The sequence below is a fragment of the Stenotrophomonas sp. 78350_Sma genome, assembly GCF_056482105.1.
On the sequence record NZ_CM151182.1, the window covers coordinates 294,181 to 305,964 of the forward strand.

The window sequence follows — 11,784 nt, forward strand, 5'->3', positions numbered from 1 at the left end:
TTATCGCTGCGTGATGCTCAGGTTTCGCGCAGCGCCGTGGTGATCGGCAAACGTGCCGCGCGCAGCGCCGGGAACAGGCCGCCGACCAGGCCGATGCCCAGTGCCCATTTCAGGCCGGTCCACAGCAGTTCCGGCGACACATGGAACTTGAACACCACCGCGCTGAAGTTGCTGCCGATCGTGGACACGCTGTAGCCATTGAACAGCAGCCACGCCACCGCACACCCCAGCAGGCCACCGAGCAGCGCCAGCAGCATCGTCTCCAGCATCACCGCGGTGACCACCGGCAGGCCACGGAAACCGATCGCACGCATGGTGGCGATCTCGCGGGCGCGCGTGGCCACTGCCGCATACATGGTGTTGAGCGCGCCGAACACCGCACCCACCGCCATGATCGTGCCGATCACCTTGCCGAGGATATCGATCAGCTTGGTCAGCCCGCCGCCCTGCTTGCTGTAGTAGACGCGGGTGGTTTCCACGTCCAGTTTCAGGCGCGGGTCGGCGGCGACGGCGGCCTTGAACTGCTCGAAGCCGGCCTTGCCATCAGTGCGCACGCTGATCGACTGCCACGCGCTGCGCTGGTAGGTGGTGGCCAGCGTATCGGCGTCGGTCCACAGTTCCGAATCATGCGCATCGCCGGTAGCGAACACGCCGACCACGGTCCAGGTCTGGTTGCCCAGGGTCAGCGTCTTGCCCACGTCCATGTCGCGGAACTGGCCCTTGGCACCCTGGCCGACCACGATCTCGCGCAGGCCGGTGGCAAACTTGCGGCCTTCGATGATCTTGACCTTGTCATGCACGGCCCACGCCTGTGGGCCGACACCGCGGAACTGTGCGTTGACGTCGGTGCCGTCGGACTTCGATACCAGGTTGACCACCTGAGACAGCTCCGGCGACAGCAGCGGTCGGCCTTCGCCATCGCGGCTGATGCCGGGCAGGGTGGACAGCGTGGGAACCTGTTCGCGGGTGATCACCGAGTTGGTCTCGGCCTGGGAGCCACCGCGCAGCACGATGGCGGTGGTGTCATCGCCGGTATTGTTGAGCGTAGCCTGGAAGCCTTCGCCCATCGCCAGCATCGCCACCAGCACGCCGACCACACCGGCGATGCCGACCACGATCACCGAGGATGCGCCCCAGCGCTGCGGCAGGCTGGCCACGCCGATGCGGGTGGCCGCCAGTGCCAGCCGTCCGCCCCGGGTCAGCAGCAGCCACAGCGCCACCAGCACGGCCACGGCCAGCACGCCAACCCATGGCAGGCTGATCCACAGCACCAGGCCGATCACCAGCAGCAGCACCGTCACGCCGTTGCCCAGCCACTTCTTGAGTTTGCTCTTGAACATGTCGGTGTCCTCCTCAGCGGCCGGCCAGTGCGTCGACGATCTTCAGGCGCTTGGCACGCAGCGCCGGCAGCAGGCCGACGATGATGCCGATCACCACGATCAGGCCCAGCCCCATCAGCCAGGTTGGTGTCGGCACGTGCGGCGGTAGCATGCCCATGCTCTTCGGTCCGATCGCTGGCAGGATCAGCGCGGCCAGGCCCATGCCGATCAGGCCGCCCAGGCCGATCAGCAGCACCGACTCCACCATCACCAGGGTCAGCACGGTGCTGTCCTTGAAGCCCAGCGTCTTCAGCGTGGCCAGCTCCGGCACGCGCTCGCGCACGGCTTGGGCCATGGTGTTGCCGGTCAACAGCAGCAGGGTGAAGAACACCGCACCCATGATTGAAGTGACGATCATGCCGATGTCGGCGAACTGCTTGACGAAGGCCTGCTGGAACGCCGACTCGGTCTGGGTCTTGGTCTCGTGGTCGGAGTTGGCCGAGATGGCATCGATGGCCTGCGCCACCCGCGAGGAATGATCCGGATTGTCCAGCGTCACCGTGTACCAGCTCACCTGGTTCTTGATGTAGTCGTTGGACTCATCGAAGTACTTCCAGTTCATCATCAACTGGCGTTCTTCGTTGGAAGCCTGTGCCGGATCCCTGGAACGATAGATGCCCTTGAGCACCAGTGGCCAGTCGTTGCTGCCGCCGCGCGGGAAAATCGTGGCCTGCAGCGGGATGGTGTCGCCGATCTTCCAGCCGAACTGCTTGGCCAGGGTCTCGCCGACGATGGCGCCGGTGCGGGTCTGCTTCCAGTCTTCCAGCTGCGCCGGATCGATCTGCAGCTCGCGGTAGACATCGAAGTAGTTGGGCGACACCGAGAAGTTCGGGAAGAAGTTCTTCGGGTCCTGGTAGATGCCACCGAACCACATGCCATAGGCCACGTCACGCACGCCGGTCACCTGCCGCACCTGCGCTTCCAGGCGGATCGGCAGGGATTGGGTGATCGACAGCCGCGAAGCGACCACCAGGCGGTTGGCGCCTTCCACGCTGCCACCGGAGGTGAACGCCACACGCACCGAGTCGAGCATGCCGAACAGCAGGAACGCGGCCACCACCGACAGCAGGGTCAGCAGGGTGCGCGTGCGGCTGCGGAACAGCTGCGCCCACACCAATGAGAAGTATTTCATCGCCGTGGCCTCCGTTAGTGGGCCAGCGGCGCGTCGGCCAGCTCGCCCTTGTCCAGGTGCACCGTGTGCGTGGCGTACTCGGCGGCCTTCGGGTCATGGGTGACCATGATGATGGTCTTGCCGTGTTCGCGGTTGAGCTGCTGCAGCAGGCCCAGGATCTCCTCGGCGGACTGGCGGTCGAGGTCGCCGGTGGGTTCGTCGCAGATCAGGAAGGTCGGGTCGGAGACGATCGCGCGGGCGATCGCCACGCGCTGCTGCTGGCCGCCGGACAGTTCATTCGGGCGATGGCTGCGACGGTCGGCCAGGCCGACCAGGGTCAACGCGATTTCCGCATTGCGGCGGCGCTGCGCGGCACTGAGATGGGTCAGCAGCAGCGGCAGCTCGACGTTCTTCTGCGCGGTCAGCATCGGCATCAGGTTGTAGAACTGGAACACGAAGCCGACGTGGTGGCTGCGCCAGGTCGACAGCTGGCCGCCGCTCATCTGGTCGATGCGCTCGCCCTCGATGCTGATCTCGCCGCCGCTGGGGTTGTCCAGGCCGCCGATCAGGTTGAGCAGGGTGGTCTTGCCCGAACCGGACGGACCCATCAGCGCGACGAAGTCGCCGCGCGCGATGTCCAGGTCGATGCCGTGCAGTACCTGCACTTTCTCGGGGCCACGCTGGTAGGTCTTGGTGATGTTGCGCAGTGAAACCAGGGTCGACATGGGTGGTTCTCCACGGAAGGCGGGAAACGGGGAAACGCGCCGGCGGTGGCCGCAGGCGTGCGTCGAGCGGTGCTGCCGGCGGCGCCCGTGGGCGCCAGGCCGTTACTGCGCTTGTTTCTGTTGCACCTTGGCGCCATCGCGCAGGGTGTCCGGCGGGTTCACCACCACCGATTCACCTGCGCTCACGCCCTTGAGGATCTGGCGGTCCTTGCCCATCGCCTGGCCGGCCTCGACCATGCGCTGCTGCACGCGGCTCTCGTCGCCCAGCACGAAGGCCACCGAGGCGCCCTCGCGCTGGACCACGGCCCCCCCTGGCACACGAACGCCCTGCGGCTTGGCGGCGGCCTGCGGCTGGGCCTGTTCCAGGAAGCTGACGCGCACGCCCATCTCCGGCACGATGCGCGGGTCTTTCACCTTCAGCGCCACGCGCACCTTCACCGTGGCCTTGCCGCGGTCGGCGGTGGGGATGATGGCGATCACCTCGCCCGGGATCTTCCACTCCGGGTAGGCATTGAGCGTGGCTTCCACCGGCATCTTCGGCTGCACGCGGCCGATGAAGGCCTCGCCAACCTCGACTTCGATCTCCAGCGAATCCATGTCGACGATGGTGCCGATGCCGGTACGGGTGAAGCCACCACCGGCCGACAGCGGCGAAACGATCTCGCCCGGCTGCGCCGCCTTGGCGGTCACCACGCCGGAGAACGGCGCGCGCACGATGTTGTTGTCCACGCCCAGGTCGGCGATGGCCAGCTGATCGTGGGCCACCTTGACGTTGCGCTGTGCAGTGTCCAGCTGTGCGCGCAGGCTGTCGCGCTGGGCCACGGCCTGGTCGTACTGCGAACGCGACACCAGTTGCTGGCCGACCAGCGCCTGCAGGCGGCTGGCTTCGGCGGCGGCCTGCTTCTGCTGTGCCTCCAGCCCGGCCACCTGGCTGCGTGCGGCCTGCAGCTGCGAGGCATACAGGCTGCGCTGCGCATCGGCATCGATCGGGTCCAGGGTGGCCATCACCTGGCCGGCTTCGACCCGCATGCCCTCCTCGATCATCACCTCGCGCACCTTGCCGGTGATCTTGGCCGACACCGTGGCCATGCGCCGGGCGACCACGTAGCCGCTGGCATCAAGCACCGAACTGCTGGCGCTGCCCTGCTGGATGGCCACCGCGGGTGCGGTTTCCACCTCCACGGCCGGGGTGCGGCCGAACAGCGCGAAGGCGCCGGCGGCCAGCAGCACGGCAATCACGACAATCGTGATCCACAGCCAGCGGCGACCACCGCCATTGCCACCGGAGGCGGGCGGCGGCGACTTGCGGTCGATACGGAGTTCCTTCAACAGCTCGGCAGAAGCGTTCATTCGTTCCATCACAGGCGTTCGGGCGGGTGTGGCCGGAAGAGCGGACGGCGGCGGTTCCGGCGGTGGAGCGTGCGGCACAGCATGAAGGCAGGCACAGCGATGACGGCAGTGACAGCTGTCATCCGATGACACTGACGGCGGCAACTGCGAAATGTGACCACGGCGGCACAGGATGGCAACGTCCCCGCTACCGGTACCGCCCATGGATCCGATCGCCCCGTCGCTGGCCCGCCTGCAGCAGGTGCAGGTGCGCTATCGCGACCATACCGCCCTGCATGGCATCGACCTGCAGGTCCGCGCTGGCCAGGTGCTGGCATTGCTGGGCCGCAACGGTGCCGGCAAGAGTACCGCGATCAGCGTGCTGTTGGGCCTGCGCCGCGCCGACGCCGGCCAGGTCGAGCTGCTCGGTGGCGACCCGCAGCAGCGCGCCAGCCGCCTCGGCCTGGGCGTGATGCTGCAGAGCACCAGCCTGCCACCGATGCTGCAGGTGGACGAACTGGTGGCGCAGGCCAGCGCCTGCTACCCCGACCCGATGCCATTGCAGGAAGTGCTGCAGCGCGCTGGCCTGCAGGCGCTCTCTCGCCGCCGCTACGGCCAGCTGTCCGGTGGCCAGCAGCGCGCCGTGCAGTTCGCCATCGCCCTGTGTGGCCGCCCACGCGTGCTGTTCCTGGACGAGCCCACCACCGGCCTGGACATCCAGGCGCGGCAGACGATGTGGCAGGCGATCCGGCAGCTGGTGGCCGAAGGCTGCGGCGTGCTGCTGACCACTCACTATCTGGAGGAAGCCGAAGCGCTGGCGCAGCAGGTGGTTGTGCTGGAGAAGGGCCGGGTGCTGGCCGATGCACCCTTGAGCGAGCTGCGCCTGGCCGATCGGCCGCGCCGCATCCGCTGCCGCAGCGTGCTGCCTGCCGAAGACGTACAGCAGTGGCCGGGCGTGCAGCAGGCGCAGCGTGACGGCGAGCATCTGCAGCTGCTGGCAAGCCCGGCCGAGCCGGTGGTGGCGCGTCTGCTGGCCGCCGATGCACTGCTGCGTGAGCTGGAAGTACAGGGCGCGGCACTGGCCGACGCCTTCCTTGACCTGACCCAGGAGGCCGCATGAACACCCTGACCCCGACCGCTGTCGCTGCGCGCCCGGTCTCAAGCTGGCGTCGAGCGCTGCGCCCGTACCGAGCCGAACTGCAGGCCGAGCTGCGCCGCGCCTGGCGTACACCCGCCTTCGCGGTGCCTTCGCTGCTGTTCCCGGTGCTGTTCTACCTGTTGTTCGGCGTGCTGTTGGGCCGTGGCCATGCACCGCTGTACCTGCTGGCCACCTACTGCGTGTTCGGTGCGATGGCACCGGCCCTGTTCGGCTTCGGCGTGCAGCTGGCGCTGGACCGTGAAGGCGGGCTGCTTACGCTCAAGCGGGCGCTGCCGATGCCGCCGGCGGCACCGCTGCTGGCACGACTGGCGATGGCGGTGTTGTTCGCGCTGCTGGTGGCCGCTCTGTTGATCGGCGTGGCGCGCGCGCTGGGAGGCGTGCAGCTTCAGGCAGTGCAGATGCTGCAGCTGCTGGCGGTGGCGGGGCTGGCCGCGCTGCCGCTGGGCGCGATCGGCCTGCTGATCGGCAGCCATGTCAGTGCCAGTGCAGCACCGGCGATGGTCAACCTGGTCTACCTGCCGCTGGCGTTGCTGTCGGGTCTGTGGCTGCCGCTGTCGGCGTTGCCCAAGGTGTTTTCGATGATGGCACCGCTGTGGCCGATCTGGCACCTGGCGCAACTGGCGCTGCCGGTGGTCGGGCTGCCGTCGGTGGGCAGTCCTGCCGGTCATCTGCTGGTACTGCTGGCGGTCACCCTCGTGGCGTTGCTGCTGGCCCGCCGCCGCCTGCGCCGGATCGGCTGAACTGGCATGATCGGCAGCGATCGTCCCCGCCTGGATCCTCCCGTGCCGCCGAGCTGGCTTGCCTCCCTGCTGCGCCCTGCACCGGATTCCGCCGTGGCCGACAACCTGCGCCGCGGCAAGCCGGCCTGGGCCGATGCCATCCACCTGCTGTGGACGGTGTGGGTGTTCATGACGCCGCTGTTCGCCGGCGGCTACACGCTGCGCTGGCTGGTGTTCACCCTGGCCAGCTATCCGCTGTTCCTGCTGCTGTACGCGCGCCTGCTGTTGTCACCGCGCCACCATGCGCCACGTTACGCACTGGCGATGACCGCGCTGGCGATCGTGCTGGTGCCCTGGTACCCGTCGGGCATCAGCTACTTCATCTTCGGCTGCGTGATGCTGCGGGTCTGCGGGCGTGGCAGCTGGTGGCGCTACCTGCTGCAGCTGGCCGTGCTCAACGCGGCCTTCTACCTGGTGGCCCATCTGGCGCACTATCCGTGGCAGAGCCTGGTCTGGGTGCCGGCGGTCTCGTTCATCATCGGCATGGTGGTGAACGTGGAGGCCGTGAACAAGGAGAAGGATGCCGCGCTGCAGCTATCGCAGGAGGAGGTGCGGCGGCTGGCGACCACCGCCGAGCGTGAGCGCATCGGCCGCGACCTGCACGACCTGTTGGGCCACACCCTGTCGCTGATCACCTTGAAGCTGGAACTGGCACGCAAGCTGCACGACCGAGGCGATGCCCGTGCGCGGCAGGAGATCGGCGAGGCCGAGGATATCGCCCGCGAAGCGCTGGCCCAGGTGCGCAGCGCGGTCACCGGTATCCGCGCCAGTGACCTGGCCGGTGAACTGGCCTCGGCACGGCTGCTGCTGGAGTGCCAGCAGGTGCACCTGCAGTACGCACCTCCACCGCCGATGCCGGTGGACGTCGAACGCGGCCTGGCGCTGGTGCTGCGCGAAGCGGCCACCAACATCGTGCGCCATGCGCAGGCGACCCAGGCGCAGGTCGAGTTCATGCAGGAAGGACGAATGCTGGCGATGCAGATCCGCGACGATGGTCGTGGCGGCGTAGAGGCCGAGGGCAATGGCCTGTGTGGCATGCGTGAGCGTGTGGCGGCACTGGGTGGGCAGTTGGCGGTGCAATCGGTACGGGGCGACGGCACGGTGCTGACCGTGCGTGTGCCTTTGGCCGCGGCGACCACACCGCTGCCAGCGGCTGCACCGCCGTCGCTGGCGCAGGACGGTGCCGCATGATCCGCATCCTGCTGGCCGAAGACCAGGCGATGGTGCGCGGTGCGCTGTCGGCCTTGCTGGGGCTGGAACCGGATATCGACGTGCTCGGCAGTGCTGCCGACGGCGAGGCTGCCTGGCGCATGCTGCAGCAGCTGCAGCCGGACATCCTGGTGACCGACATCGAGATGCCGGGACTGTCCGGGCTGGAGCTGGCCCAGCGTATTGCCCGCCATGAACTGCCGATCAAGGTGGTGATCGTGACCACCTTCGCCCGCGCCGGTTTCCTGCGCCGTGCGCTGGAAGCGGGCGTGCTGGGCTACCTGTTGAAGGATGCACCGGCGGAGAACCTGGCCGATGCACTACGCAAGGTGAAGCAGGGCATCCGCGCGATCGACCCGCAGCTGGCGCTGGACGCCTGGTCGCAGGCCGATCCATTGACCGATCGCGAACGACGCGTGCTGCGGCTGGCAGGCGAGGGCCGCACCGCCAGCGAGATCGCCGAACAGCTGGGGCTGTCGCACGGCACGGTACGCAACTACCTGTCCGAGTGCATCGGCAAGCTGGGCGTGGCCAACCGGATCGAGGCGTATCGGATGGCGCGGCAGAAGGGGTGGTTGTAGGGGCGTGCGCCGACACACTGGTAGCGCCGGCGATGCCCGGCGGATCGTTTCCGTGCCTGCGGAGAGGTGTCACTTTCTTTGCTCGTGCAAAGAAAGTAACCAAAGAAACACGCCGCCAGAGCGCGAGCCGTCGCTGCGCGCCGGTTCCCTGCGCTTCTCGGTGAATCAGGGGACGGCGCCGAACTCGCTGCGCTCAGACATCGGCGCCTCTGCGCCCCTGATTCCCCTGCGATGCTCGGCTCGCTCAAGGCGGACCCAACGTCAAAGGCAAAAGCTGCACCCAGTAGATCCACGCCACGCGTGGATGCTCTTGTTGTTGATCTTGACCTTCCAGTTCGCCGGGAACGCCCGGCGAACCCGATGATCAATCCTTCCCGCGCGCCATCGCCTGGAACACGCCATCGCGGCGCACCCACAAATGGAACAGCGCCGCACCCACGTGCATCAGCACCGTGGCGAACAGCACATACGCCAGCAGGCTGTGCGCATTGCGCAACGCGGCGTACAGCGCCGGGGTGTGCGGCACGATCGGCGGCAGGTGCAGGCCGCCCCACAGCACGATCGGGTAGCCGCCAGCCGACAGCATCGCCCAGCCGATCAGCGGCATCGCCAGCATCAGCGCATACAGCATCCAGTGCGAGGCCCTGGCCGCCATCGCCTGCCAGACCGGCAGGTCGGCCGGCAACGGTGGAGGGCGGTGCCGCAGGCGGTTGTACAGGCGCAGCAGCACCAGCAGCAGGATCGCGATGCCCAGTGGACGGTGCAGGTCGATCAGCATCGGCCGCAGGTGCAGCGAGGCGACCATGGTCACGCCGATGAACAGCATGGCGATGATCATCAGCGCCATGGACCAGTGCAGCACCCGCGCCAGCAGGTTGAAGTGGCCGTTGCCGGTGCTCATCGCGCGGCCTCCTTCGGTTGCTCGACATTGCCGCTGGCACGCTCGCGCTCGCGGCGGTTGAACGACTGCGAGTACACCGCCGAGCGGGCCGCCAGGATCGGATCGTCACTGCCGCGCACGCCACTGGGCAGGATCAGTGGATCGAAGTTGATCTGGCCGCAGGCACCCTGTTCCTGCGACTGCATGCGGTCCAGGCTGAGTACGCCGGCCACTACCTGGTCACGCGACGCGGGCCACGGTACCGACGGATCATCGATGGCATCGCCGGGCTCGGCGGTGGTCACGATCAGGTTCCAGCGCACCGGGCCGCTGGCCAGGCGCTGCTGCAGTTCCTGGCTGAGGAAATCGACGCTGGCCTTCTTGCGGGTTTCCGCATCCATCTCCACCACTGGCGCCTGTGGCTGCCAGCGCCAACGCACCGCGCGCTTCTGGCCCTGCGCATTGGTGAACCAGAAGCTGTTGACGCTGTTGAAGGTGGTGTCGGCCCAACTGCTGGTCCATGGCGCCGTCTTGGCCCACTGCTGGAACGCCTGCGCACTGGGGTACTTCGCCAGCACTGCCGCCATCTTCTGCGGGTCCGGCTTGCCGGTGGCTGGATCGGGAATGGAGGCGCGCGTCTGCTCGTAGAACGCCTCGGCCGTGGGCACCGCGAAGAACGGGAAGCTGTTCATCGCCATGCGCCATTCCTGGCCATCATCACTGACCATCTGCACCGCGAGGCTGCGGACGCGTGCGGTGTTGTCGGCGCCGTAGGGATCGCCGCCGCCGATCGACAACCGGCCCATTACCGGCACGCGGTGCTGCGAGAACACCCGTGCACTGGACAGGGTGGGGGCCTGCGCACTGGGTTCGAACCAACCGCTTACGCAGATGCCCTTGCTGTGCGCACGGCGGAACCCCGGGTGGGCCGGGCCGGTGGCTTCGATGGTGTCGGTGAAGCGCTGCGCGGTCAGGCGGCCGCCAATCCAGCCCGCCAGCCAGGCGAAGGCCAGCGCGACCGCACCCAGGATAAGTGCGATCAGTGCGATCCAGAGCAGGGGTGAATGCTTGCGTGGTGCGCCCGGCGTCTGGCCGGCGCGGGTGTAGCGGAAGAGCGACATGGTCGGAGTCCTGCCTTCACGGAGCGCGTGGGTGGTCGACCCACACATCCTCGCAGAACCCGGCCGCGGCCGAAATTCAATTTTTCGTCAGATTTTCCGGCCCCATCGGGGCGGGCAGCGCCGGGCAGGGCCCGGCGCCTCCCTCAGGCGTAACGCGCCTTCAGCATCGCCCATGCCGAGCGCAGCGCCAGCGCTTCGCCACCGGCCGGACGGCCCGGGCGTTCACCGTCGTTCCAGGCATACACGTCCAGGTGCGCCCAGCGCTGGCCGTCTTCCAGGAAGCGCTCCAGGTACAGCGCGGCGGTGACCGAGCCGGCCATGCGCGAACCGGCGTTGGCCAGGTCGGCGATGCCGCTGCTCAGGTAGCGCAGGTAGGGGCGCCACAGCGGCATGCGCCAGACCGGGTCGCGGGTTGCATCACCGGCCTGCAGCCACTGCTGGGCGACCGTGTCGTCGTTGCTGAAGAGTGCCGGCAGGTCCGGGCCCAGTGCGATGCGCGCGGCACCGGTGAGGGTGGCGAAGTCCAGCACCAGGTCTGGCTTCTGCTCGCCGGCGAAGGTGAGCGCGTCGCACAGGATCACGCGACCCTCGGCGTCGGTGTTGTCGATCTCCACGCTCAGGCCCTTGCGGGTGGCGATGACCTCGCCCGGGCGGAACGCATCCGGACCGATCGCGTTTTCCACCGCCGGCACCAGCAGGGTCAGGCGCACCGGCAGCCCGCGTGCCATCACCAGGCCGGCCAGGGCCAGTGCGTGTGCCGCACCGCCCATGTCCTTCTTCATGTTGCGCATGCCGTCGGCCGGCTTGATGTCCAGGCCGCCGGTATCGAAGCACACGCCCTTGCCGACCAGCACCAGCGCAGGGTCGGTTTCCTTGCCCCAGCGCAGCACGACCAGGCGCGGCGCACGGTGCGAAGCGCGACCCACGGCGTGGATGGCCGGGAAGTTCTGCTTCAGCAGTTCATCGCCGGTGATCGCTTCGACCTGCGCACCATGTGCTTCGGCCAGTGCGCGCGCGGCGTCTTCCAGCTGCTGCGGACCCATGTCTTCGGTCGGGGTGTTGACCCAATCACGCACGCGCAGGCTGGCGGCGATCAGGTCGGCCACTTCGCCGGACGGTCCTGCCACCAGCTGCGCCGGTGCGCGGTTGCGCTTGCGGTAGCGGTCGAAGCGGTAGCTGCCCAGGCCCCAGCCCAGCTGCAGCAGCGCCAGTTCGGCGGCTGGCAGTTCGTTGGCCAGCTGCCACACGCTGCCTTCCGGCAGCGCGTGCGGCGCATGCGCATAGCTGTAGGCATCGCCACGATCACCCACGCCCATCACCGCACCGGCCAGGCCATCGGCGCCGGGCAGCAGCGCTACGCTGTGTGCGCCGGCGTTGAAGCCCTGCGATGCCAGCCACGCCTGCGTGGCAGCCGGCTGGCTGTCCTTCCAGGCGGCGAACTGCTCGCGGTCCAGCACGTACAACGGCAGCGCCGCGGCGGTGTCGGCGGTGAAACCAGTGATCTCGCTCAT

Annotated in this window: 11 protein-coding genes; 4 read left to right on the top strand and 7 right to left on the bottom strand. The window is 68.2% G+C overall.

The annotated features are described in order from the left end of the window. Positions 1-17: 17 nt before the first annotated feature. The 4 genes from ACZK4H_RS01270 to ACZK4H_RS01285 form a co-directional block, all read right to left on the bottom strand. Positions 18-1,340, bottom strand: coding sequence for an ABC transporter permease (locus ACZK4H_RS01270; protein ID WP_099551501.1), 1,323 nt, complete (start codon positions 1,338-1,340; stop codon positions 18-20). A 13-nt stretch (positions 1,341-1,353) separates the two neighbouring features. Beyond that, a complete protein-coding gene (locus ACZK4H_RS01275) occupies positions 1,354-2,511 on the bottom strand; it encodes an ABC transporter permease (protein WP_099551500.1) in 1,158 nt (385 codons plus the stop codon). Between the two features lie 14 nt (positions 2,512-2,525). Next, complete coding sequence (locus ACZK4H_RS01280; RefSeq protein WP_099551499.1) at positions 2,526-3,215, bottom strand: ABC transporter ATP-binding protein; 690 nt, start codon at positions 3,213-3,215, stop codon at positions 2,526-2,528. Between the two features lie 102 nt (positions 3,216-3,317). After that, on the bottom strand, positions 3,318-4,565 hold the full coding sequence (locus tag ACZK4H_RS01285; RefSeq protein ID WP_099551498.1) for an efflux RND transporter periplasmic adaptor subunit: 1,248 nt from the start codon (positions 4,563-4,565) through the stop codon (positions 3,318-3,320). A gap of 202 nt (positions 4,566-4,767) precedes the next feature. On the opposite strand from ACZK4H_RS01285, the gene ACZK4H_RS01290 reads away from it, so the two are divergent. The 4 genes from ACZK4H_RS01290 to ACZK4H_RS01305 are packed head-to-tail and all read left to right on the top strand — an operon-like array spanning position 4,768 to position 8,272. Beyond that, on the top strand, positions 4,768-5,664 hold the full coding sequence (locus tag ACZK4H_RS01290) for an ABC transporter ATP-binding protein (RefSeq protein WP_099551497.1): 897 nt from the start codon (positions 4,768-4,770) through the stop codon (positions 5,662-5,664). Beyond that, a complete protein-coding gene (locus ACZK4H_RS01295; protein WP_478473041.1) occupies positions 5,661-6,443 on the top strand; it encodes an ABC transporter permease in 783 nt (260 codons plus the stop codon). The genes ACZK4H_RS01290 and ACZK4H_RS01295 overlap by 4 nt, the downstream gene beginning before the upstream one ends. A gap of 6 nt (positions 6,444-6,449) precedes the next feature. Next, on the top strand, positions 6,450-7,673 hold the full coding sequence (locus ACZK4H_RS01300) for a sensor histidine kinase (protein WP_099551495.1): 1,224 nt from the start codon (positions 6,450-6,452) through the stop codon (positions 7,671-7,673). After that, positions 7,670-8,272, top strand: a complete 603-nt coding sequence (locus ACZK4H_RS01305) for a response regulator transcription factor (protein WP_099551494.1) — start codon at positions 7,670-7,672, stop codon at positions 8,270-8,272. The genes ACZK4H_RS01300 and ACZK4H_RS01305 overlap by 4 nt, the downstream gene beginning before the upstream one ends. 364 nt (positions 8,273-8,636) lie before the next feature. Here the strand turns inward: ACZK4H_RS01305 and ACZK4H_RS01310 are convergent, their stop codons facing one another. From ACZK4H_RS01310 to ACZK4H_RS01320, 3 genes are all read right to left on the bottom strand, one after another. Further along, positions 8,637-9,173 (bottom strand): cytochrome b, encoded by a 537-nt coding sequence (locus tag ACZK4H_RS01310; RefSeq protein ID WP_099551493.1) that lies wholly within the window; start codon positions 9,171-9,173, stop codon positions 8,637-8,639. Beyond that, entirely contained in the window at positions 9,170-10,273 is a 1,104-nt protein-coding gene (locus ACZK4H_RS01315; RefSeq protein WP_099551492.1) for a catalase family peroxidase, read from the bottom strand. The genes ACZK4H_RS01310 and ACZK4H_RS01315 overlap by 4 nt, the downstream gene beginning before the upstream one ends. 143 nt (positions 10,274-10,416) lie before the next feature. Further along, positions 10,417-11,784 carry a leucyl aminopeptidase family protein gene (locus ACZK4H_RS01320; RefSeq protein ID WP_099551491.1) on the bottom strand — a complete coding sequence of 456 codons (1,368 nt, stop codon included), beginning with the start codon at positions 11,782-11,784 and terminating at the stop codon, positions 10,417-10,419.

Bases quoted from the DNA above. Each gene is read 5' to 3' on its own strand.
- ACZK4H_RS01270 (WP_099551501.1), bottom strand. From the start codon at position 1,340: ATGTTCAAGAGCAAACTCAAGAAGTGGCTGGGCAACGGCGTGACGGTG.
- ACZK4H_RS01275 (WP_099551500.1), bottom strand. From the start codon at position 2,511: ATGAAATACTTCTCATTGGTGTGGGCGCAGCTGTTCCGCAGCCGCACG.
- ACZK4H_RS01280 (WP_099551499.1), bottom strand. From the start codon at position 3,215: ATGTCGACCCTGGTTTCACTGCGCAACATCACCAAGACCTACCAGCGT.
- ACZK4H_RS01285 (WP_099551498.1), bottom strand. From the start codon at position 4,565: ATGAACGCTTCTGCCGAGCTGTTGAAGGAACTCCGTATCGACCGCAAG.
- ACZK4H_RS01290 (WP_099551497.1), top strand. From the start codon at position 4,768: ATGGATCCGATCGCCCCGTCGCTGGCCCGCCTGCAGCAGGTGCAGGTG.
- ACZK4H_RS01295 (WP_478473041.1), top strand. From the start codon at position 5,661: ATGAACACCCTGACCCCGACCGCTGTCGCTGCGCGCCCGGTCTCAAGC.
- ACZK4H_RS01300 (WP_099551495.1), top strand. From the start codon at position 6,450: ATGATCGGCAGCGATCGTCCCCGCCTGGATCCTCCCGTGCCGCCGAGC.
- ACZK4H_RS01305 (WP_099551494.1), top strand. From the start codon at position 7,670: ATGATCCGCATCCTGCTGGCCGAAGACCAGGCGATGGTGCGCGGTGCG.
- ACZK4H_RS01310 (WP_099551493.1), bottom strand. From the start codon at position 9,173: ATGAGCACCGGCAACGGCCACTTCAACCTGCTGGCGCGGGTGCTGCAC.
- ACZK4H_RS01315 (WP_099551492.1), bottom strand. From the start codon at position 10,273: ATGTCGCTCTTCCGCTACACCCGCGCCGGCCAGACGCCGGGCGCACCA.
- ACZK4H_RS01320 (WP_099551491.1), bottom strand. From the start codon at position 11,784: ATGAGCGAGATCACTGGTTTCACCGCCGACACCGCCGCGGCGCTGCCG.